At 32.6% G+C, this 23263-nt stretch carries 25 protein-coding genes; 5 read left to right on the forward strand and 20 right to left on the reverse strand.

Going from position 1 to position 23263, the window contains the following annotated elements; all coding sequences use genetic code 11:
• Positions 1-13: 13 nt before the first annotated feature.
• Together N178_RS12535 and N178_RS12540 are read right to left on the reverse strand one after the other, a co-directional pair.
• Complete coding sequence (locus N178_RS12535; RefSeq protein WP_045292538.1) at positions 14-208, reverse strand: hypothetical protein; 195 nt, start codon at positions 206-208, stop codon at positions 14-16.
• A 304-nt stretch (positions 209-512) separates the two neighbouring features.
• Complete coding sequence (locus tag N178_RS12540; protein ID WP_045292540.1) at positions 513-1493, reverse strand: HNH endonuclease; 981 nt, start codon at positions 1491-1493, stop codon at positions 513-515.
• A gap of 492 nt (positions 1494-1985) precedes the next feature.
• Here N178_RS12540 and N178_RS25505 point away from each other — a divergent pair, with 492 nt between their 5' ends.
• Positions 1986-2891: a hypothetical protein gene (locus N178_RS25505; protein ID WP_052942394.1), complete on the forward strand. Its 906-nt coding sequence runs from the start codon at positions 1986-1988 to the stop codon at positions 2889-2891.
• 94 nt (positions 2892-2985) lie between these two features.
• Positions 2986-3507 (forward strand): hypothetical protein, encoded by a 522-nt coding sequence (locus N178_RS12550; protein ID WP_045292543.1) that lies wholly within the window; start codon positions 2986-2988, stop codon positions 3505-3507.
• An 876-nt stretch (positions 3508-4383) separates the two neighbouring features.
• On the opposite strand, the gene N178_RS12560 is transcribed toward N178_RS12550, so the two are convergent.
• The 16 genes from N178_RS12560 to N178_RS12640 all read right to left on the reverse strand — a co-directional run bounded on the left by N178_RS12560 (position 4384) and on the right by N178_RS12640 (position 18822).
• Positions 4384-5169, reverse strand: coding sequence for an ETEC_3214 domain-containing protein (locus N178_RS12560; RefSeq protein ID WP_045292545.1), 786 nt, complete (start codon positions 5167-5169; stop codon positions 4384-4386).
• 790 nt (positions 5170-5959) lie between these two features.
• Positions 5960-6211: a hypothetical protein gene (locus N178_RS12565; protein ID WP_045292547.1), complete on the reverse strand. Its 252-nt coding sequence runs from the start codon at positions 6209-6211 to the stop codon at positions 5960-5962.
• 287 nt (positions 6212-6498) lie between these two features.
• The gene (locus tag N178_RS12575; RefSeq protein WP_152640848.1) at positions 6499-7647 is read right to left on the reverse strand and encodes a hypothetical protein; all 1149 of its coding nucleotides are present in this window, start codon (positions 7645-7647) and stop codon (positions 6499-6501) included.
• Between the two features lie 163 nt (positions 7648-7810).
• Positions 7811-8179 (reverse strand): hypothetical protein, encoded by a 369-nt coding sequence (locus N178_RS12580; RefSeq protein WP_045292554.1) that lies wholly within the window; start codon positions 8177-8179, stop codon positions 7811-7813.
• Positions 8180-9135: 956 nt separating this feature from the next.
• Positions 9136-10014 carry an excalibur calcium-binding domain-containing protein gene (locus tag N178_RS25515; RefSeq protein WP_160297358.1) on the reverse strand — a complete coding sequence of 293 codons (879 nt, stop codon included), beginning with the start codon at positions 10012-10014 and terminating at the stop codon, positions 9136-9138.
• Between the two features lie 224 nt (positions 10015-10238).
• Positions 10239-10733 (reverse strand): hypothetical protein, encoded by a 495-nt coding sequence (locus N178_RS12590; RefSeq protein WP_052942397.1) that lies wholly within the window; start codon positions 10731-10733, stop codon positions 10239-10241.
• Positions 10734-10913: 180 nt separating this feature from the next.
• The gene (locus tag N178_RS12595; protein WP_045292557.1) at positions 10914-11222 is read right to left on the reverse strand and encodes a hypothetical protein; all 309 of its coding nucleotides are present in this window, start codon (positions 11220-11222) and stop codon (positions 10914-10916) included.
• A gap of 269 nt (positions 11223-11491) precedes the next feature.
• The gene (locus N178_RS12600) at positions 11492-12184 is read right to left on the reverse strand and encodes a DUF6681 family protein (RefSeq protein WP_045292558.1); all 693 of its coding nucleotides are present in this window, start codon (positions 12182-12184) and stop codon (positions 11492-11494) included.
• A gap of 34 nt (positions 12185-12218) precedes the next feature.
• Complete coding sequence (locus N178_RS12605) at positions 12219-12770, reverse strand: hypothetical protein (RefSeq protein WP_045292560.1); 552 nt, start codon at positions 12768-12770, stop codon at positions 12219-12221.
• 79 nt (positions 12771-12849) lie between these two features.
• On the reverse strand, positions 12850-13638 hold the full coding sequence (locus N178_RS12610) for a hypothetical protein (RefSeq protein WP_045292562.1): 789 nt from the start codon (positions 13636-13638) through the stop codon (positions 12850-12852).
• Between the two features lie 159 nt (positions 13639-13797).
• Positions 13798-14823, reverse strand: a complete 1026-nt coding sequence (locus N178_RS12615) for a tyrosine-type recombinase/integrase (protein ID WP_045292564.1) — start codon at positions 14821-14823, stop codon at positions 13798-13800.
• Positions 14824-14963: 140 nt separating this feature from the next.
• Positions 14964-15203 (reverse strand): YiaA/YiaB family inner membrane protein, encoded by a 240-nt coding sequence (locus tag N178_RS12620; protein WP_013057577.1) that lies wholly within the window; start codon positions 15201-15203, stop codon positions 14964-14966.
• Between the two features lie 278 nt (positions 15204-15481).
• Positions 15482-15682, reverse strand: coding sequence for a DUF6501 family protein (locus N178_RS12625; RefSeq protein WP_013057578.1), 201 nt, complete (start codon positions 15680-15682; stop codon positions 15482-15484).
• A 79-nt stretch (positions 15683-15761) separates the two neighbouring features.
• On the reverse strand, positions 15762-16535 hold the full coding sequence (locus N178_RS12630; protein WP_045292566.1) for an alpha/beta hydrolase: 774 nt from the start codon (positions 16533-16535) through the stop codon (positions 15762-15764).
• Between the two features lie 121 nt (positions 16536-16656).
• The gene (gene ssuD, locus N178_RS12635) at positions 16657-17727 is read right to left on the reverse strand and encodes an FMNH2-dependent alkanesulfonate monooxygenase (protein WP_045292568.1); all 1071 of its coding nucleotides are present in this window, start codon (positions 17725-17727) and stop codon (positions 16657-16659) included.
• Positions 17728-17946: 219 nt separating this feature from the next.
• Positions 17947-18822 carry an STAS domain-containing protein gene (locus tag N178_RS12640; protein WP_080890182.1) on the reverse strand — a complete coding sequence of 292 codons (876 nt, stop codon included), beginning with the start codon at positions 18820-18822 and terminating at the stop codon, positions 17947-17949.
• Between the two features lie 131 nt (positions 18823-18953).
• Here N178_RS12640 and corA point away from each other — a divergent pair, with 131 nt between their 5' ends.
• A complete protein-coding gene (gene corA, locus N178_RS12645) occupies positions 18954-19916 on the forward strand; it encodes a magnesium/cobalt transporter CorA (RefSeq protein ID WP_045292573.1) in 963 nt (320 codons plus the stop codon).
• An 18-nt stretch (positions 19917-19934) separates the two neighbouring features.
• Here corA and N178_RS27565 read toward each other — a convergent pair whose 3' ends face one another.
• Positions 19935-20114 (reverse strand): hypothetical protein, encoded by a 180-nt coding sequence (locus N178_RS27565; RefSeq protein ID WP_080890185.1) that lies wholly within the window; start codon positions 20112-20114, stop codon positions 19935-19937.
• Between the two features lie 250 nt (positions 20115-20364).
• Between N178_RS27565 and N178_RS12650 the strand changes: the two genes are divergently transcribed.
• Together N178_RS12650 and N178_RS12655 are read left to right on the forward strand one after the other, a co-directional pair.
• Complete coding sequence (locus tag N178_RS12650; RefSeq protein ID WP_045292575.1) at positions 20365-21642, forward strand: polyamine aminopropyltransferase; 1278 nt, start codon at positions 20365-20367, stop codon at positions 21640-21642.
• A gap of 83 nt (positions 21643-21725) precedes the next feature.
• Positions 21726-22460, forward strand: a complete 735-nt coding sequence (locus tag N178_RS12655; protein ID WP_052942398.1) for a polysaccharide deacetylase family protein — start codon at positions 21726-21728, stop codon at positions 22458-22460.
• 28 nt (positions 22461-22488) lie between these two features.
• On the opposite strand, the gene N178_RS12660 is transcribed toward N178_RS12655, so the two are convergent.
• Positions 22489-23160, reverse strand: a complete 672-nt coding sequence (locus N178_RS12660; protein ID WP_045292577.1) for a DUF421 domain-containing protein — start codon at positions 23158-23160, stop codon at positions 22489-22491.
• Positions 23161-23263: the final 103 nt, after the last annotated feature.

Below are 23263 nucleotides of genomic sequence, written 5' to 3' on the forward strand. Positions count from 1 at the left end.
ATATATCGAATTACTACATATAGGTGATAGCGCCTTCTGTTAAACCAGAGTGGGCGCAAATATATGCTGGAACGGACTCAATAATAACTTCTTTTCTTTCTTTTGTAATAGTTATTGCTTTTTCACGTCCATCTTTTAAAACGCCCTTTATTCCTCTTACTAAAACTTTTCTCTCTTCATCCTTGTCTTCACCTCCACAGAAAATCACCAATAAATCATTCCTTATTACCTCATAATTCTAAATCCATTTCTTTTATTTTGAAGAAAGTCTAAAAATTATTAATCTGAATATGAATCTTTTTAATTGTTATATTCAACCCTCTTCTTAAAAATAAAATACCTCTGAATTATTACGAATAGAACTATACATCAAATAGGAATACTCATGGAAAGTCAAAGAAGTTAAAATCGTGAGAATTCTTATTCTTAACACACTTCCGCTTTTGTATAAAAAAGACACCCGTCATGGTGTCCCAATCCCCTCTTTTTTCTAAATTTCCTAACATTAAATTCTACCTTACATTTGATAATGAATGGTGATTAACATGCCATTCAAAGTATATTTCAGTATCACTATTCCAATACTTACAGTTTAACCCTTCAATCGCCTTTAGATATAACCTTAAAGATTCAGTGGTTGTTTTATCATTTACTGTCACTATTCCATTAGTTATAATGATATATCCTTTTTCAAATAAATCATCACATCCAAACTTACACATAGGCATAACAATATTCCTAACATCAAGCTTTTCTTCTTTCGAACAAAGAGATCTTTTTTTAATATGTGCTGCAACTAAAAATGAAATTGGATAGTCCTTTCCACATATACCACATTTAGCAATTTTCTTATTTCCAAAGAGTGATTTTCTTAAGAAACTTTGCTCAGCTCTACTCTTAGTCTTTCCTTCAATATCTAATGATGATAATTCTAAACTTTCAATAATCTTCTTGTAATCATTTTCACTTATATGTTGATTTATTGTTTCACTTTCTAACTCAAAGTAGCTCACCAAGGCATTACTCTTATCTTCATCAAGAATTGTAAAGCCTTGGACTAAATAATTCTCTTTATACCCAACTATTTCAATTAATTTAGAAATAGGAATATCATGTTCTCTAACTTCGTCTAAAAAATAGATATATTCCCATGTTTGTCCTTCGGAATTGTTTCCCCAAAGGTTTTGAGCTAATTGCTCATTATGTAATTTAAATGTTATAAAACCATACGAGTACAATGTTTTATTAGCTGAAAAGAAAGCCAAATCAGCTGCTTGTATTTTATTCCATTTTTTCATATTTACATTACTTTTTCCAGCAGTAACTCCCCAGATTGTTACAAATCCGTTAGGGTATAATTTATGTAAATAGTTAAATTCATCACTTGTTACGAAAGGCTTTATTCTTGATATCTCGATAGGGTTAGCGATTGTTTCTACATAATTTTTTCTGGCATCTTTGTTTCCTGTCGGTTGAAGGATTACTCTACTCATCAAGTTTCACTCCTATAAATCCTTATATTGCGTCTTTACCTCATAGGCTTTTTCTACAGGATAATTTATTTTATTCTTTTCTAAGTACAATCTCTTTTATATCAATCCCTAAGTCACTTTCACCTAACACTGGACATATAAGCATAACCATATTTCATTAATAATCACCCTTTATCCTTGATACATGCATATGAAATATCAATAATTTAAAATATACCAAGAAGAAAATGAAGAGCGGGAATAATTTGAAAGATCAATAAAAATATGATCCATAAGCCCGAAGCTGGAGTTGCAAAATATTGATATAAAATCATCATCCAAATTATTTTAATTATTTTATAACAACCTTTCGCACGATCCATCCGTCGATTTACATGATCAATTATACAATTATTATTTTAATGGAAATCTATCTCAAATTGTATATATATACTCATAAAACATGCTATAATTTCCAAGAAGGTATAAAGAACTAGGATTGGTGATATTTATATGTTATATTATTTTACTGCTAGTAGTAAGGAAGCATTAGATCACTATAATAAAACTATAGTACATAAGGTTGATGTTAGTCGGTATATGGATCAACTTCAGCCCTCTACAATTAAAGACCTAAATTCAAACGGCTGTGAGAATACAACCCACATGTGGGGGGTAAAGTCTGGAAAAGGTAATATTGGACGCTGGAATAGAATAAAAAAAGGGGACAAAGTTTTAATATATTCACGTGGTATTTTTAAATACTACGCAACAATCGTTGCAAAAGAAAAAAATCCAACTATTTCCAAAGATATTTGGGGAACTGATTCAGACGGAAAAACTTGGGAATACTTATTTTTTATTAAAGATTTAACACCTATACACATAACTCGTGAGCAATTTAATGAATTTTTTATGTATAGTCCCAATTTTATTCCTCAAGGATTTGGTAATGTTGCCAAAAATACTATTAATAATATGGTTAAAGAATACGAGAGTATTGATAACATTACTAAAATCTTAAATAACATTGACCTTCTTAAAATTAAATATAGTTTTAATGATAATGCTTTGAAACTTTACAATACTTCAGTATTTCTAACTGATAGTGCAAATGATTCATTACCTTTTAAAACAATTATTACTAATCTAGTAGATCAATTACTAAACGCTAAACAAGATTTAAAAGCTATTAACAATATTATAAGTTTTGTATCAAATCTTTTACACGAAAGTTATCTTAGTAAAGAAAATAAAATTGCTTTTTGGCGAACGGTTTATGGGCAATTCATAATAAAACAACTTCCGCTAATGGCTTATAGTAATGAGGAGATTTCTGAAGCCATATCTACTGCTCTCGAAAAAATTAAAGAAGCAGAAAAAAAATTACATAATACCATTGACCCTTCAGAGGAATGAAGATAAGCACAGTCCTTTACACATCACTATAATAATACTATGTCTACAAAGCATTTTACACTTATAAAATTAATTGCATAGGAGAGATAAAATAATGAAAACATATGAATTGTTCAGCTTAATTATATCATCTATTGGCGTAATGGCAGCGATTGTGGCAGCAGTTGTTTATTATATACAACTGAAAAAGATGAATGAGTCTGTTAATGCTGCTAATAAGTCTGTTAATGCTGCTAATGCATCCGTGGAAGCGGCATTAAAAGCTAATAAGATTTCAACATTAAATACAGTATTAACTTTAGAGGAAAGAATTACCGAAAATCACATTAGAATGTCTGAAGCGATAACAAAGGTTGATGAACTAACAGCTGCTGGTAATCAAGCAGATCTTGATAAAGCTAAACTAACATTAAATTTAGCTATAGAAAATTATCTGAATTCTATGGATCGCCTATGTGCATCTATTATAAATGGACTTATACCTGAAGAAGAATATAGTAGGGATTATAAATCTGCTATCTATGTGATAGTGAAAAACAAGCATTTTACAAATAAATTTAATACTGGATCTCCATATCCTAACATTATAGAAATTTATGACCGTTGGCATAATTAATATTAGAAAATTCATAAAAAGAAGGGACTACACTTTATAGTGGAGTCCCTTCTTTTTGCACTAAACTCATTCATAAAATTATGAACAGAAGGTGTTCATAGTTTACTTTAAGAATATTGTATATCTCTACTCTGATATTGTTAACATTAGAATTTAAGCATGATTGGTAAATACTAAATTAAACGAGGTATTAGTTGCTATTTAACCTTTGATACAGAATGATGGCGAAAATGCTATTCAAAATAATCAATTGTATAATAATTCATATTTTTTACAATAAATACCTCAAATACTCTCGAGATAATTTTTTAAAGGATCAGTAGTTATTTTTTCATTAATCGTAATTACCTCATTAATAACAGCTATGTAGCCTTTCTCAAATAAATCATCGCACCTAAATTTGTAAGTAGTCATCACAATATTTTTATAATTCAGTTTCTCTTCATATGAACAGAACGATCTTTTCTTAATATGAGTAGCAACCAAAATGAAATAGGATATTCCTTATCACAAATTCCACATTTACCAATTGGTTTGTTTCCAAAGAGCGCTTTTCTTAAAAAAAACCTGTTCAGCTCTACTCTTAGTTTTTCTTACAATATCTAATTCTTCTAAATCAAAATTTTTAATAATCTCCTTGTATTCAACCTCACTAACGGGTTAAATAGCAATTTCAATTTCACTTTCAAGATCAAAGTAGCTTAATATGGCATTACTCTTATCTTCATCAAGAACCGTGAAGCCTTGGACTGAATAGTTTTCTTTATACCCAACTATTTGAATTAATTTAAAAATAGGACTATCCTATTCTCTGATTTCATCTAAGAAATCAAAAAGTACAATTTGGTCATGTCGTATAAAAGTATAAACAGATAATTAATTGAAAAATTTTACAGAGTCCCAGAAATCAATACTGATTTCCTCTGCTTGCATTATGTTATCTGTAAATTCTGAAGTAGCACTTTCAGAAATAACTCCATATGTATTTGGGACTAAAGTTTTTCTCATAACTTGTATTTCTTTATTTTTTATTTTTTCATTTGTTTCCAACATTATATGAAATATACTATATTTATTTTCGTTGAAATCAACAGAGTAATCAGAAGGTGAATAGCCACCAATTAAATAACTTCTATACTTACCAGGATTTCCAAAATAATAACTTTCGTGGTAGTATTCAAATTTAGAAGAAGCATCTATTACAAAGTTTTCTGGAGTAGCTTTAATCTCTCCTATTTGGGTTTTACCTAGTTTTAGATCCTCCCCAAAGACGTACGGTAACTTAGGGTTAAACCCTTGTTTTCTTGTAGTAACACCATAATACAGTACCGTATTTGATTCGTCTGTTATTGATTTAACAAAAAAGTCATCGTTCACATATATGTACTCTTTGTATTTAGGAAAAAGTGTTCCTCCCCAAGGTCGAATTATTACTGGTTTATCAAGTAATTTATTAAAATAAGAAATTTGCACCCCAGTATTTAATTTATCAATTTTTTCATACAACACTGTCTCCCTCAAAAAAGTATCTAGCAAAAAATTCTTTATTTCTTTTCCACTTGATAATAATCCGCTGATTAAAGCAATAGCTGTTGCTAAAGATACAAAAAGCACCACTCCTTTATTCTTTTTAAATTTCTCTATCCTTCCTACTAAGTTCATTCTTAATCCTCCAACTAAATAATTATACTCATTTCAAATATGTAATCTCAGACAATGCTTTTTACGCATATCCATTGGTTTCAATATATAGTTCCTTACAATTAGAATTATTGGGTCAGTATATATGGTATACTCGCCTCTTTTATACATTGTTAATCTTTAACATCGTCTGTAGAATTTATATTTTTAAATATTTATCCACTTACTATCTATACTTTTTAACCCTCACATTTTTCGTCCAACGCATTCCTTCCTTCGTTTTTGTAAGCAACTTCAGAAATGAGCTTTTAGAAACTTCAAACAAAAGAATACCATTTACAATATAAATATTCTAGCCTTTTTACCTCTTTTAACGCCTCTACAAATTTGTCATTTGACCTATGCTTATAATTAAATACAAAAAAATTAAAAACTTTTACACAGTTTATATTTGAGATAAAATACATAAAAGAAATGAATCTAAAGTTAATCATTACTAATTAAGAACAGAATTCATTAATAAGAATACGTATCCTAGTGATTTCTTATAAATTAGTTATACCGAAGATAAAATTTCTATCCATAAATATCTAGAACTATTATTACTGCAACTAGTCTTCTCCTAAAAAGAGCTAGTGCAAAAAAGAGTAGCCTATGGTCTGCTACTCTTGCTTAATTACTATTTTGACAGTATGCCTGCATAATTAAATATCTATATTGTATTTAGCTTGTTATTTATAAGATTTACTCAATCTTGCTAAAAAATCTAAGTAACCCTATGGCAAATAATATTAAGAATTTTTTTATATTTTTAACAATCTCCCTCTAAACCAGATATTATCGAATCTAAAAACTGCTGATTCTTCATTTTTTTGTGTTTATCCATAATTAGTAAGATAATCATATCTAGTTCATTTACTTCTCTAAAATCTCCCTCAAAATCCTCACCATAAAATTCTATTAATTCCATTAGCATATCTTCTAGCTCTTTATTAAAAGGTGTTAATTCAACAATTTTTTTATTTTCAATATTAATAAACCCAAATACCATTTGCTTTCCCAATGAAATCCTCTCCAATCGATATATTCTACATGATCATTTTCATTTCCCATAATATACCTTTACTATGTGTTTCATATTAATAAATTCCCACCTTCTTAGATGTGGCTGATAGAAATGCCCCCAGCCTTCATCCATGAACCTTCCCAATGTTGCCCCATTTTGATAATCAAAGTAGTATTCCACAGGTTGGTCATTCATAAGGACAACAAAAACTTGACGTAAGCTTTCAATATTTACTTCCCTATGCATATTCGTCTCAACTCAAATATTTATTAGATTTTCTTCTATTAAGGTTTATTGGCATAATATTCTTGTAATTTTTTGATTCGTTTAACATAATTTTTATCAAAGTATAAAGCATAATATTGTTTATCAAATTTAAACCTTTCTCTGGATAATTCTTCAGCATTATAAAACATTTCCATTTCCTCATCCAATGTAAGGATATTTTCACTTAAGAATCTTTGCTGTTTCCTTTTAGCTTTTTCTATAACATAGTTATGACGCAGCTTATGGAAAGTGTTTTCATTCTTAACTAAAAACAACTCTTGATCCTGATTAAATTCCCTTATTACCTTTTTATTGTATTTTTCCAGATAGTCAATAGTTGTTTTCTTATCTGGATTCATTGTAATTAAAAAGGTTTTATAGAAGTAGTCCAGCCCTAACTTTTCACCCCTGTGATCAGTTATCTTCTCAAGTTCAGTTTTCCATTTCTTATTGTAATCTTTAACCTTTTTTGCGTTACAATAATTTAGAAGAAAAAAACTGTTAACTTGATATTCCTCCATTAGTCTTCTTTTAAGAATTAGAATTTGTTGGATTGTGTCTTCATAGAGATTAACTGTTTTATCCGTCTCCTTAATATGCCCTTTGTATACTAAGTCAATTTCTATAATTCTTGTTTTCTTCATCCTCTCCAGTGCCCCAGCTAACTGACCATTAATTTCTTTAGTTAGACCAGTAAAATCATCTAGAATTCTTTCTTCACCAAAACTAATAATTGAAGCACTTTGTAGCTTTTTAATATAAAATTCTCTTAAGCCTTTATCGTATTGAGATTTTAATAATCCATACATTTCACCTGTAATTAAGCCAAACTGAACTGCCCACCTACTAAGTGTTTGTGCGTTTTCAGTTTCGATGCCTTGATCTAGGGATGCTACAACCATCATATCCATATTTCGTGTATATGGAATACTCCAAGCACCATTACTACTCCTTTTGTCTGGTCGTTCTGCAATGACTTTTCTTTTAGAATCTAATTCATATACAAATGACCTACCCTGTTTAATTATATTAACCGTTCGATAATGTTGTTTAAGAGTTGTAATGAGCGCATCTTCAATGCTCTTGTTTTTAAATTTTCCATATCGTGCAAAATGAGCTTTACAATTCTCTGATCCGAACAACTGCACGGCTTCTTTTTTTTTCATAATTATTTTCACTTTAAATCCCTTTCATTATAAATAGTACTTTATAAGGCAACATAATCACTTATAATATTAATATATAAATATATTACAGCTAATAATGTTGCCTTTTAGTTAGTTTCTGTTCATAAAGCTAAACTACTTGAGCATAATTGTTTCCTCTTTTTTAGTTTTCCAAATTAATTGTATATTTTTCCTTTATTTTTTCATCTTTGAGCAAATATCTAAGCAATTCTTTTAAAGCATCAATTTTTATCGTTATTGAGTTCTCCTCTCTACTTTCGATCTTTCCACCACAAATCTTCTCAATCTTTTCTAAATACTCTTCTTTTTGTAATAAATCACTGTATTTTGACTTTGAGATTGTTATTGACTGTTCCTCATTTTTTATACCAAAGTCTTTAACATAATTTGAAATCGCATTAGTAATAAAAAAGTCAATATCGCCTCCAAATTTCTTATCTGAGATTTCGCATAGAGAATCATCAAGATCTTTGTTTAAATAGATTGTTCTGTTTACATAATTATTTTCCATAGTTGCATATCCCTTTCTTTGTTCAAATTTTAAGTTAATGAACACAATGCTTCTTACCATAAGATAAATTTAAAGAATATCTTCTACTACATTTTTGTTCTTAACCTAATGCTTATTATGTAAAAAGATCTGAAGTATATTCTATTTTATTTTAATTTTCTGTCTTTTTAAACAAAAGTATTGACAACCTTCTCTTAAAAAAGTAAGTAATTACGGGAAAAACTCGTTTTTTTTTGGTTCAAATTGGCATATTCTTCAAGCAAAAGTATTGAAAGATTTATAGGGGGATAAGACGTATATCAGAAGTTTTACATAATAAAAATCATAATTTTGATTAATTTCATTTAAAAACTATACGTTATTTTCTTTGACAGGTAAGTTATTTATAATAAAATAAACTCCTTAGAAATAGAAATCATCTTCATTTATCTTTTTAGAAGGTTTTTACTAGTGTAATGCTACGTTGGCTTGAAATTGTAGATTTTCTCTTTTAGATATAAGTTTAATCAAAAAAGCATCTCACTGTTTCTCTTCTTCTAAATAAAGATATAAATCAAAAAAATATACTCTCAATTAATTTAATAACCTTTATCGTATCGGAGTTTTTTTAGAGGGTTCGGTGTGAATGAGGGTACTACCTCCCCATTTCCTCACAATCATAGGTTAAAATGTTGAAAATATCCCCCCTCTCTCAGCCTTCTTTCTAAGCAGAATAAGTATTCATATTAATGACTGTTCTCTTTATTACAAGACTTTAGAAGGAAATATTATTGTATTAAAAGGCGTCCTTATCAAATTCCCGTAAATGAGGCCAAATTTACAATCATCAACCCTTTTTAGTTGTTAAATTAATTCGTTAGTTTTTCTTTTTCAGTGGATTATAAAAAGCACTCTCCTAAGAAGAAAAGTGCTTTTAGTTAAAAGTTAGTGCCTTCTATGCTAACGCTAATGCCCTATTACTGATCACAACCGATTCCGTCACCGTCTCGATCAAACTTCGCTTGAAACCCAGGCTCACCTTGTCTAATTGGCGCTCTTCCTGCTGCTCTAACTTCTGTACAGTTTGCAAATGTAGCTGTTTGAGTTTGTTGCTGTTGCTGAGCCTGAGCTTCTGCTTGAGCTTTTTCTTCAGCTTCTCTCTTAGCTTGTTCTGCTTCAGCCTGTTGTTTTGCTTGTAACGCTTCTTGTTCCTTTTGTTTTTGTTCCGCTATACGTTTTTCTTCAGCAATACGAGCTGCTTCTTCCTGTTTACGTTTCTCTTCTGCTGCTTTAGCCTGAGCTTCCTCTTTAGCTTTTTGCTCTTCTAATTTCTTAGCTTCTTCCTGTTTCTTCTGTTCTTCAGCTTGTTTTTGTTCCTCTTGCTTTTTAGCCGTCTCAGTGTCTTTTTCTTTGTTTACATTAGCAACTACTTTCTTCTCTAGGTCAGGAGTCATTTCCACTTTCTTAACTACATTGTCAGTATCATCATAAGTTACTTGAACCCACTCACCAGATTTATCCGCATCAGCAAACATGTAAACATGCTTTTTCATCTTAGTAACAAGGTAACCTTTCATTACATTATCTTTGATAAATTTAGATTTGTTAATTCCGTCTTCAGGTTCTTTCACATCAACCATTTTATAAACAATTCCTGCCGCTTCTTCAAATGGGAATGTCGGTTCTTCGACTTTCGCACTTGTTGCTGGAGCTGCTTTCTTTTCAACTTTAGTTTCTTCTTTAGCTACCTGCGGTACTTCTTCATCGCTGCCATCCACTATTGCTAGAATTGCAAATAAAATAAAACTTACCAGTGAAATAAGGAAATATTTCTTACTTTTCTTTTTCCTTGCCAATTGTATTAATCCCCAGATTAAAAAAACTATAAAGATAAAAACTGAAAGTAAACCAATAACTGCTATCATTTCTTCACTTCTCTCCCTTTATTTCCATCCATTACAATTTTACTGCACTTTTAGTATCTTTTTCAATCGTGTATTTAAGATTGATAACTAGAAATAAAAAAATAACTACTCTAATAAAAGAGTAGTTATTTCTTTTAGCAACCAAAATGTTTACATTATTTCAATGCCTTATTCTTCTGACTTACTTCAATATATGTCTTTAACTTATTTAGGAAATTATCAGTAAATACATCTTTGTCAATAGCGTCCATCAACACTTTATATAGATCATGTTCGTTCAAATCCAAAGGGCGCAATACTAAACGTTCGTTATTCTTCTTATTTGGTTTATAATAAGCAAACCTAATTTCATATTCTCCTTTTTCCTTAACAAAGATACGTTCAACGGTACTCACATGATCTTCTTTTTCTAACCTTCCTTGCTCAACTAATTGACAATAATCTGTTTCTTTTAAGATTTTATGTTGCTTAACATTTTCTTCACTTAGGTTTTCAATAACTTCTCTCTGTAGTAAGTAATCACTAATGGCTACATTGATTAAGGCATTGTTCGACACATTAATTTGCTCACCTAATTTATCAAGACCATCGACTAATTGCTGACTTAAATACATATTGAATCGTTGTGTCTCTGTACGATTTACACTCATTTAAAAACACTCTCCTCTTATATTGTGTGTTGTTATAACAAATGGTGTTAATATGTCTATTGGTGTTATTTTAACACATCCATTTTTTTCATGAAAGACTTAAATAAATATAAAAGACTAACAACAATTAAGTTAGTCTCTACTATTAGTTTCGAAATACTACTGTGAATAAATTTTAGTTTATATAAGCCTTTTTTTAAGTAGATGTGGATACTTATCTGCAACTTCAAGTATCCCTATACAGACTGCCATTTCATAAGTATCACAAATTATAAATTGATCTTCAATATACTTTCCCTTATGAAAATCTACTATTCTCATAGCATAACCTTCCCCTGCTTTAACAATCATCCATGAATCAATTTTTCCCAAAACAGTGTTAGCATCTTCTCTATTCATAGATGGATTGAAGCTTTCCAATCTTTCTGATGATAAATTTCTCCATTTCATTATTTTTTTAGCTATTTGCAAATCGATATCTTTGCTCACTTAAATCAAACCTTTCAACGTATGCTTTTATCACCCTGATTGCTATCAATAGCGATATTATCACGATCTTAAAAGTCTTCTAAAACTTTTAGTAGTTTATTCAACTTTTTATCTTGTTCGAGATAAACCTATAGAAATTTTACACTTTCCCTTTTTTTCTAATTTTAGGAATTATACCTTAGAGTTTAGTTGTGTTATTTTAATAAGCTATGATTTTTTGATTACCGTGTAATAGATTTTGAACAGTTATCCTTATCTATAGTCTTTTTTTACTTATTCTTGAGTATTTGAGGTAGCTCTTCCCAAAAGCTTACGCATAGCTCAATACCATATTCTTTATCATTGAATACTTTTACTTTTTCTTCTCCATATTCATCGTAAGTTGCCATCTTGTATTTACCACCTTCTAGAGATGCAGCTACATAATGATCGTATTGTCCTTTCATTTCTCTAATTTCCTCACATAGTTCCTTTGGCACGTAACCGATGTGGATGAAATCCCCATTTAAATTACTAATAAAAACTTTTATTGCATACTCATCATAAAGGTTATTATTCTCCTCTTCTATCATTGCTTTAGGTAAAGAACATCCTCCATATTCATAGATAGGTTCTTCAAAATAATCCTCTTTGATTTCCTTTGGCTTTAATCCATCATAAGCTTCATAAAAATATTCAGCCTTTTTCAACTCTTTTACTAGTTTAACGATTTCTTTTTGCCTTTCTTTTACAAAAGTTCCCTTGACTGAGAACGTATATCTTTTTACAGCTTCATCTTCTTTTTTAGAATCATGAATAACTACTTGATCTGTATCTAAATTTTGACTATCCTGTACCAGTTCTTCCACAATTGTAGCTGATACTTTCTGCTGAGTTTCAACTAATTGTTTATCTTTTGTTACAACTTCTTTTACTTGATTAGAATCTTCCTCTTGTTTTTTACGTTTTAGAAAGCCAAACATGTCACCCTCACCTCTAACAATTTATTTATAAAACTTATATATATAAATCCTTTTTCTTTAACTGTGATATAACCTCATCTTTATAAGGGATGTCTCCAGTTACCCTGTATCTAACTACTCTTGTGTCTTCTCTTATCTTCTTCATTTCAGCTAAACTGGGAATGCCTTGAAACTTTTTATCTCTAACAGCTTTAAAATGATTTCTAAAATCTTCTTCGGTACAAGTATTCACTTTGGTAAAATGCTGAATTAGCTCATTAAACTGTTCCTTTGTAGTCCTACTAAACGTAAAACCTAAATGGTGAAAGGCATGGCATCTTTTGCAAATCAAATCTATACCCTCAAGTGTACAAATTAAATTATTTTCATCGTAATGTTCAATTTCATGCATCTCTAAATGCCTTAAATTTGCTTCATCTGGTTCATATCCGCATATTCTACACTTATGTTCCCTCTCTGCCAGAGTTTGCTTTCTAATCTTTTTGTTCCATAAGTATTGAGATATGTTTCGCTTTACACTATGTCCTCTAAATCGAGTTGGCTTCCAGTCCACTTTTAATTTAAACTCACTAAAGTTTGTACTCATAAGCTTCTCCTTAAGTTTGAATTATCTAATGTATTTAAATTTTACTGTATTTTTAGTAATTTTTTCAATTTAATTATTATTAATTCTTCTCATAGGGATTCAATTTCCAATCCTTAAATTGATTATCAAGTTTATGCTGAATAATCCCATAAAAATAACTGAATATCGACTTTTTAATCTTATATCCTAATTTAATATTAACGATCATTTGCTTAAATGAACTGATAGCTAATTCAGCCTTATTTACATTTGGATCGTAATCTACGTATTGTTCAGTAAACTCGTTGTACTGCTCTGTTGAACATCTAACACATTTCCATAATTCAAGAACCTGCTTAGGATTATGAAAATAGCACGTTACTAGCTCCTGAAATTCAATCGGGACATTTGGAATTACATTGTCTTTATACGTATCTATTAATATATTGTTAGTTTTAACTTTGTTAGTTTCTTGATTTAGTACGTCAATCGTCTCTGGTACTTCATTTGTAGGAGCTTCAGATTCAACTTGTTTAGTTGATTGATAATGGTTGAATACATAAACATTATGACGTTGATTTGATCCACAGAATGTATTATGAACAGTGAGAATGCCAAGCTGTTTTGCTTTACGTAGCATACGCTCAAAAGTTGAACGAGAAATCCCAATTTCGTCGTTATGTGTAGCTGATACTAACGTTTGAATTTTAGCATTTGAGATACCAGCATATTTACATGAATATCTAATAAGACGTTTCAAACCAATCAACTCACTTTTTGTGAAATAATTTTTACAGTCAACCATCCATTGTTCAATATGATTATTGAATTCCTTTACATTGTTAAATTTCGATAAGTGTACAAATTGCTCGATGCTACCCGATTTCATTACAAATACCCCCGTGTGGTATATTAGGAGGCATAATCAAATAAGCTTAAAATTATTGATTTTTTCAAGCGGATATTTTACACTGAATGTAGTAGAGTCTGTGTATATTTGACTATGCGCATGGGAGAGTGGCTGTTGAAGCAGCTGCTCTCTTTTTTATTACTTCTGTTTACGTTTAACAACCTTCTCTTTCTGTTCTTCCAATCTTTTTATAGGAGCATACTGATTATGTTGTTCAATCAAAGTACTATCCAGTACATGAGCATACACTCGTGATGTAATTGATAAGTCGGAATGCCCAAGTAAGACTTGAAGCACTTTAATATTACCTGACTGCTCTAAAAACATTTGGGATGCTGAGTGTCTTAATAAATGTGGATGAAAATCAATATGTATCCCTTTTTCTTTTAAAATTCTGTTTACATGCGTACGAAATGTATCTGGTTTAAGTAGCTTCCCATGATTAGTAACAAACACAAGATCAGTATCAAATGCCTCTTTATTTTCCATAATTAGAGTCTGTAACATTTGACAAGTTTTCTTGCTAATAGGTACTATCCTAAAACACTTATTTTTAGTTTTTTGAAATGTAATAGCACGTCTCTCGAAATCAATGTCGCTTTCCGTAAGATGTAAAACTTCTTGTATGCGCCCCATAGAATCAAACAATGTGTACAAAAGTACATATGATCGATACTGACTGTAGTAAGTTTGGTCAAAGGCATTTAGTATCCTTTTAATTTCCTCAATCGATAATGTCTTAATTTTTTTCTTCTGAAATTTAATATTCTTAATTTCTACGAAGACATTAGTTTCTAAAAACCCCTCTTTGAGCAGTAAATTGAAGGCAGCCCGTAATTTGATTAGGTATGTATTGGCGCTACTAGCTTGTACACCCTGATTTTTTATTTGTCGAATGTTACTGTTATCATGTAGAACTTTTTCATGTAGTTGCCAACTAAAAAAGCTTCTAGCATCGTTTAAGTCAATTTCGTTTAGCAATTTATCATTTCCAAAGAAGACTTTTAAATCATTAAACACAATCCTATATAGCTGAATAGTTCCTTCCGATAAACCTTCTAACGTTTTGACTTGAGTGACAATTTTTAAGCCTTCATCTATCGTTAATTGGTTTGAACTAGTTCTTGTTCCTGTTCTTCTTAATTTACGTTTATTTGCAGACAAAAAAAGACAGCCTCCCCACTAATACGGAAAGCTGTCTTGTTTCTATCATTAATTTTATGTCATGTTTTTATCAGTGAAGAATAAAAAGGTTTATTTTTACAGTAAAATAAAGTAAAACCTTATAATATAGCCTTTCAGCTCTACAATTCTTCTTCTGCTTTGTCGTATTTGCGTTCGTGCGCCGTATCTTCTTCGTTATCACGAATGGTTTTTTGAAGCACAAAAGCGGACATCGTTAAGTATAATGTTCCAACAGCATAATAACCTTTTACCGGTAGTGATGCATCTAAGGTATAAATTCCTATAAACATAGCTAATAGTGCTGTAATAAAAGCTGTCCATGCTAAAAATGTAAAAGCTGCTGTATTACGCTTTTTCATCGTATGACCTCCCCTTTTCCTTTTTCTGTTAAGCGTCGCTTTCATTTTACATTGTAAAATAATTGTTGTCATGGGTATTTATAGTCAGTTACCCTTTTAAACAGAACAAGAAACGGGAGAATTTAGGTCTTACATCCTATTTTTGTCATAAAGCTTTTTTTCGAAATGATTGGATATATGGAATTTCTCTTTAAAAGTATGTTCATTCGTTTTCATGAAGAAAAGCTTCAGTTAATTACTACAATAAAAAAATCATCGCCGAGACGATGATTTTTTGTTTAGCCTTCAAAGTATTCTTTATAAAAGCCGCCGACTTGGCCAGTGTTATCAACAACAAAATAAAATTCTTCTGTTTCGTTTTTTACATCATATGTTTTTCCTGCTGTTAAAACATTTTCAACCACGAATTTTTTTGCATCTGTATGTATGCATTTTACTTGTTTAATCGTTGGACGATCGTTCCATTCTAAATGAATCATGTATGTACACTCCTTTGTTTTCATTCAAGATTCATTTTATCTTACTTGAAGTAAAAAAGAAACGGAGCGAATTTAAAAATTAAAAAATTCGCTCATGCACTTTTTTTTTGGCAACTGTTGCTTGTACAAACTGTGCCGTTTGTGCAACAATCATATCTTTATCAAAATCCATCGACGCAACATGGTAAGAGTTTCGAAGCATGTGCTGTCTTTTTTCTGCTGATTGAATATGGTTTAAGATATAAGCTGAATTCTCAGGCGGTACTACGTTATCCACGGTTGATGTTAGTACTAAAGCCGGGCACGTTACATAAGATAAGCGTTCTTTTGTTTCATCCATTAAAGAAAGCAGCTCACGCATAGAGCGCACTGGTACTTTGTCGTACGTAATTTCATGTACGTTTGGATCTTTAATATCGGGATGATCTTCTTTTAAATAACGAGGCGTATGACGAGAGCGATAAGGCTCCATTGAAGGAATGGACGTCATAGCCGGATTGATTGCAATAACTCCGTCAAGATCTAATCCTTGACTCGCTGTATGAAAGGTAAGAGTGCCTCCCATGGACTGACCTAAGATAAATACATGACGGCATTCTTGCTTCAAACGCTGATACCCATTTAAAAAGTCTTGCTTCCATTCCTGATACGTTGTTTGTTCAATATCATAGTAGTGAGTACCATGTCCCGTTAGTCGCAAACCGTACACAGTAAAACCTTTTTCAGCTAATTCTTTTCCGATATATTCCATACTTTGAGGAGTCCCCATAAATCCATGAGAAACAAGTATACCAATGTCGTTGCCTTTATAATAAAAAGATTCTGCGCCTTGAATTACGTCATAACGTTCCATTTTCTTCACCCTTTATCAAAAATTTTCTGACTAAATGAACTATCTTTATAATACACCTATAATTCCTATAAGTCAACTGGGTTATTTATTTTTTTACGACTCAAAAAGAACGAAGCAAGAATTATCTCTTGCTTCGTTCTTTTTGAATATGTGGAAATACTAGCTCAGCAAACGTATATGCTTCTTCTAGATGCGGATAGCCTGATAAAATAAACGTATCAATTCCTAGCTCTTTGTACTCTTTTAACCGATCCGCTACAATTTCAGGACTTCCAACAAGAGCGGTTCCAGCTCCTTCTCGTGCTAAACCAATTCCAGCCCATAGATTCGGAGCAATCTCTAGTGCGCCTCGATCTTTTGTACCGCTGTGCAAACTTGACTGTGTTTTTTGGGCAGTGGAGTCAAATGACGCAAACTTATCTTGAAACGCTTTGATCGTATCATCATTAACATGTTTAATTAATTTATCTGCAGATTCCCACGCCTCGTCTTCTGATTCTCTTACAATAACGTGCAGGCGAATACCAAAGCGAATGTCCCGACCTTCGTTTGCAGCTTTTTCTTTCATCTCATCAATTTTCGTCTTGATCACTGCAGGAGGCTCTCCCCATAACAAATATACATCTGCATGCTTTGCGCCTACTTCTTTTCCTGCTGGCGAAGACCCGCCAAAGTACAGCGGAGGATATGGTTTTTGGACCGTAGGCGATGGAATGTACGCGCCTGTTACATCAAGATGCTCTCCTTTATAGTCCACTTTTTTTCCTTCCATTACATCTCGCCAAATCGTTAAAAATTCATCTGTTAACTCGTAGCGTTTATCGTGGGTTAAATAGTTACCGTACGCCGCTTGCTCAACCGGATCTCCTCCCGTCACAATATTTAACATGAGTCGGCCGTTTGACATCTGATCGAATGTCGAAGCCATCCGTGCTGAAAGTGTGGGAGACATTACACCCGGGCGAAGTGCAATTAAAAACTTCAGTCGATTCGTAACGGAAGCAAGTGCCGATGCAATCACCCATGAATCTTCACAATTTGAACCAGTAGGAAGCAAAGCGCCGTCATATCCTAGATAATCCAGTCCATGTGCGATTTGCTTTAAGTAGTGAATATCGCTTGTTCTGCTTCCCTCGGTTGTGCCTAGATAATGTCCGTCGCCTGCTGTAGGGAAAAACCATAAGATGTTCATTTCTATTTCCTCCTAAATATTCTCGTATTCTATATAAAGCGTTCTCATATTATTTGTTCAATTCTTGTTCGCTAATTACAGAGTTGCATTTTTATATTAGCGTATGTAATACTACTCTTTTTATTTATTAAATTAGTAAAATCATAATACCTCTTTAACCTATATGTCAAGTATGAATTTAGATAAAAAAACAAGAATTAAAAGTAATTCTTGTTTGCTTTATTTCCTCATACGTGAAGCCATCGCATTAGCAAGGGTTGATTTTGTTGATATATTTTCAAACGATAAACCTAAATGAGAAGCGGTAATGGCGATTTCAGGGCGTACTCCAGAGATAGTTGATTCTACGCCTATTAATTTTAATGCATCAATCAGCTGGAAAATCTGATGAGCAACCATCGTATCAACAATAACTACTCCTGAAATATCAATATAAAGGTGATTCACTTGCTGTTCAGCGCAGCGAGTTAACGTATTTTCTAAAATTCGGCGCGCTCTTGCTGTGTCGATATCCCCAACAAGCGGAAGGATCGCAATATGATCGCTCAATGGAATAACTGGCGAGCTCAGCTCATTAATCAGCTCTTTGTGCGCCTCAAGCAACCGCTTTGAATGCTGATGGTGCTCTTCTACAAATTTATAAACGGTGATATCAAACACGCGTACAATCAATTCGTTCCATTCGTCTAGTTCGCCTTGCGTAATATCTTGCTCGCAATCTTCTACAAATTGATTTAAATACGTTAAATACTGTTTTCTAACTCGGAAAAATTCGCGAATAATATAATGTATAGGTGTTCTTACATGCTCTCCGTCTTCGGCAATCTTTAAAATCCACGTTTCAAATGAATCAAAAAATTCTTTTTCACTTTTTATAAATACATCGGCTATGTATAAATGAAATTCATTATTTTGATCTTTTAATACTGAAATGACTTCCGGATGAGTAGATGCATAAACCGATTCTGGGTCATTGTCTTCAATGCTTTCATACCATTCTTCCGTCAGTTGATCTGCATGTTTTAAAAAAAACGTTCGAAGTGCTTCATTTTTATTCAAAACGATTCCCCTTTCCATACGAGCTATTACTATCATTATAATTCAACTTTTTCACCCTTACTAGTTTTATAAAAAGACAAGAAAGAAAATTCTTTTTTAAAATACGGTGTAGTTTATGATTTTATGCTACATTGAAAATAGCTATAAAAACATAAAGGAGTTTTCAAATGATACGAACGTTAGCTCTTATGAACGATGATAAACTTGTGAAACATATACAATTAGATCAGATTCACGATCCCTCTATTCAGTACTATTGGATTGACTTTAACTGCCCTTCTGAAGAAGAAGCGCTGCTGCTTCAATCTTCCTTTCACTTTCATCCGTTAGCGATTGAAGATTGCTTTCATTTTCTGCAGCGTCCAAAACTCGATTATTATGAAGGATACAGTTTTTTTGTCCTGCATTCATTAAATCGTCAAACGTTAGAAGCTGAAGAAGTTGACCTTTTTATCGGCGATAATTATATAGTTACTTTTCATTTTCACCCGTCAGCTGCAATTGATAAAGTATGGGAGAAGCTGCTTCATACACCTTCGATTCATGAAAAAGGGATAAGCTATCTTGCGTATTCTGTGATGGATAAAGTGGTAGATGAATATTTTCCCACTGTATATCAAATTGAAGATGAGCTGAATGATATAGAAAACATAGATGCAAAAAAATCCATCTCTGTTTTAATGGAAGATGTATTCAAACTTCGAAGTGATTTACTGAAAATCAGAAGAACCATTTTGCCTATGCGCGATTTATTGTACCGCGTTATAAATTCTGAACGCCTAGATGTTCATCCAGAACAAAAAAGGTATTTTAAAGATGTCTATGACCACTTATTAAAATTAGCCGATATGATTGAATCAAATCGGGAAATGACGTCTGATATGCGCGATAATTATCTTTCTCTTAATTCAAACCGGATGAATTCAATTATGATGACGCTGACCGTTATTTCATCTATCTTTATTCCCCTTACCTTTATCGTTGGCGTATACGGAATGAATTTTGAAAACATGCCTGAGCTAAAGTGGCACTATGGCTATTTCTTTGTGCTTGGCTTCATGGGGCTGATAACGCTTGGTTTAATTTTATGGTTCAAGCGAAAAGGCTGGTTTAATGCTGATAAAGAGTAGAAAGATTGAGTAACGAAATCAATCCCACTTAAAGATAAATGAGATAGCATGAATCGCTTGAGATACCGCTGTTGATTTGCGTGCAAGAATTCGCTTTCCGCGGGCGGCCGGTGAGCATCCTCGTTGCTTACGCTCCTGAGGGGTCTCACCTGTTCCGCTTTTCCCGCAGGAGTCTTCGCCCTGCTCTCCAATTAACAGCTATTACATACGGTAAATCTACGTTCACCATCACAATGAAAAAATCCGAACGAGTTGAATCCCCCATTAAGAATCTCGATTGATTGTTCGGATCTCCTTTCAACGAAAATATGTTTTTCCCAGTTTCTTTTCTATAGGAAGATACCTAGTTATTTCCCGAAAATATTTATAAACTAACGTACTTGCGTTTCCTTTTTCTAAAAAATTTCATAAGATAGTGAAAATAATGCTCAGAAAGGAGGCTGAAGTAGTGGATATTAAAGGAGAACACTTGCTAATGGATGCGTTCGAATGCGATGAAGTGATATTAAATGACCCCTCACTTTTAAGTCAAATTCTTATTGAAGCTGCACTAGATGCAGAAATGGAAGTTTTGCACTGTTATTTTCACCAGTTTACGCCTCAAGGCATTACAGGCATTCTCGTATTAGCTACCTCTCACTTGTCTATTCATACTTGGCCGGAGGAAAACTACGCTTCATTAGACTTTTATACGTGCGGAGACAAAGAAATAATTGAAATTGGTTATGCGCTGCTTAAACAATTAGCTTCAAAAAAAGCTGTTGTGTATTCGATTTCTCGCGGAATTCAACACGCCGAAACTCCACAAAAAAATCGTCAGCATGCTGAAAGCACTCGTCTTTTCAATCGGGGAGATGACTCAGATCACGTTAGTCTACAGCAGATCTTATCAGGTCAGCATGACATTTTGTTTCATCAGAAAAACAGTATTCAAGATATTCAGCTGATTAAAGCATCTGATATTCGAATGTATTTGGATGAACAGCTGCAATTTAGTTCATTAGATGAACATGCGTATCATGAAGCTCTTGTACACCCTATCTTTGCCGCTTCCTTAAGTCCTCGCCGCATTCTTATTCTAGGCGGTGGAGATGGTTTAGCTTTACGAGAAGTCCTTAAATATAAGGAAGTGAAAGAAATAGACCTTGTGGAAATAGATGCTGACGTGGTAAATGCTGCGATGAATGTTGAAGAATTAAAGAAATTAAATCAACGCTCATTTGAAGATTCTCGTGTTACCGTTCATATTCAAGATGCTGTTGACTACCTCTCTTTGAATTCAGCGTGTTATGATATCATCATTATTGACTTTCCTGATCCTACTAACAAAAAAATAAGTGCACTTTATACAAAAGAATTTTATACACTTCTCCAACGTTCACTATCGCGCAGAGGCTTGGTCGTATGTCAGTCAAATTCTCCTAGAGACACACCTATCGTTTTCTGGAGCATCAATGAGACGATGAAAGCCTCGCAGCTTTATACGTTGAGTTACCACACTATTATTCCTTCTTTTGGAGATTGGGGTTTTCACATCGGCTCGAAAAAACCTTTGTCTGCACCTATACTCTCTACTGATGTTTTATCTCCTACGCTGCCATCAGACTTTACTAAGTTAATGCATTTTTCTACTCATTCTCTTTCTAAAAAACAGTTTGCGGTTGTGAACTCTGCTGAGCACTTGGTTCTGCATAAAATATTTAAAAAAGAAGGCTTATACTTGTAAAAAAGAAAGCTTGGCTTATACATTCCTTTTCTTTTGACATACTAAGATAGTCTCGTCATCATTGCGCGTTAGAAAGGATTGTTATGAGAAAAATTTCGGTTTTTGTTATCTTATTGCTAACTGTTATTTTCCCTTCCCCCGTTTTTAGCCAAGTGAAAGTACCTATACTGATTTACCACTCTATTGATTCCTACACAGGCCACGGGGAAAAAGAACTGTATGTGACGCCTGAAAATTTTGAGAAACAGCTTCTTTATCTTAAAAAGCAAGGATATACGCCGCTCACATTTGAAAATTGGCAGGAGCTGAAGCGTGTAAAAAAGCCTATATTTATTACATTTGACGATGGATACAAAAATAATCTTACTATCTTGCCTATTTTTCAAAGAGCAGCCAGCCCTCAGTTTCATCCAGCGGCTACACTTTTTGTGATTTCAGATTTTATTGGCCGCCCCAACCGCTTGTCGCCAGCGGATTTAAAAAAACTTGTTGATTCAGGATTTTTTTCTATTCAGTCTCATACCGCTACTCATCCGGATTTAACTAAGACAAAAAATTTATCCTATGAGCTAGCTGATTCAAAACGAAAAATTGAAGCCATTACGAGCCAGCCCGTTATTGCTCTTGCTTACCCTTATGGAAAGGTCAATAGCCGCGTAGTAGAAGAAACAAAAAAGAATTATACGTTTGGTCTTTCAACGATTCCAAAATTTTTTACTGAAAGTGGACAAAAAAATGAAAACTATCTTATTCCCCGTCTGTACGTCACGTATTCTACAACGATTGAAGATTTTGCTAAGCTATTAAAAGAAAGCTAAAAACCCTTTCCTTAAAAGGAAAGGGTTTTTAGAATTTTGTTATTTCTAGTCCTCGCTCTTGCTGCCATTCAGCATAAAAAACTTCGCTGTATTCCTTTATTTTCTTGATTGCCAGCTGTTTTTTTAACCACTTTTCATCTACGTTTGCTTCTTTCAAATTACCAGACACTACTTTTCCATCCATGATTAAAGCAATAGGTAAATTAGTTTGAGAATACGGGATGTTTAAATCATTTTTCGTCGGAGGACCGAATTCATGTTTAGGAGCGACGCTCACCTCTCCATTCGTTTCTAAAATGACGTATTCTGCTTCATACAGTGAAAAATACCCTTGCTGTCTCATTAGATGCTGAAGCTGATTCAAATCCAAGTTGTTTTTCTTAAGCTCTTTATAAAGGATTTTCCCTTTATAAATAATCATTGAAGGCTTGCCTTCAAGAACTCCCCTAAATCCTGTAAAGGTTTGAGATAGCTTTGTCACTGCGTAAATCAGAAGCCCCCAAATCAAAACGCTATAAAGAATTTCAGTTAATTCTACTCCTTTTTCAAGAGCTGCATCCCCCACAATATTTCCCAGGACAAGCGTTGTAATAAAGTCAAACGGAGTGATTTGAGCAAACTGCGTCTTACCTAAAAGCTTCAGCATAATAAATAGCGCTAAAAATCCACATATCAGTTCAATCGCAATATCTTTATACATCGATACCCTTCCTCTATAGCAAGCATGTTATAGTATCAGTTTGTATCATATATGAGAGTGATAAACCTAACTTTTCATTTTTCTTTCCTTCGTTCTCCAGTTA

It is taken from the genome of Priestia aryabhattai B8W22 (assembly GCF_000956595.1).
Classification (GTDB): domain Bacteria; phylum Bacillota; class Bacilli; order Bacillales; family Bacillaceae_H; genus Priestia; species Priestia aryabhattai.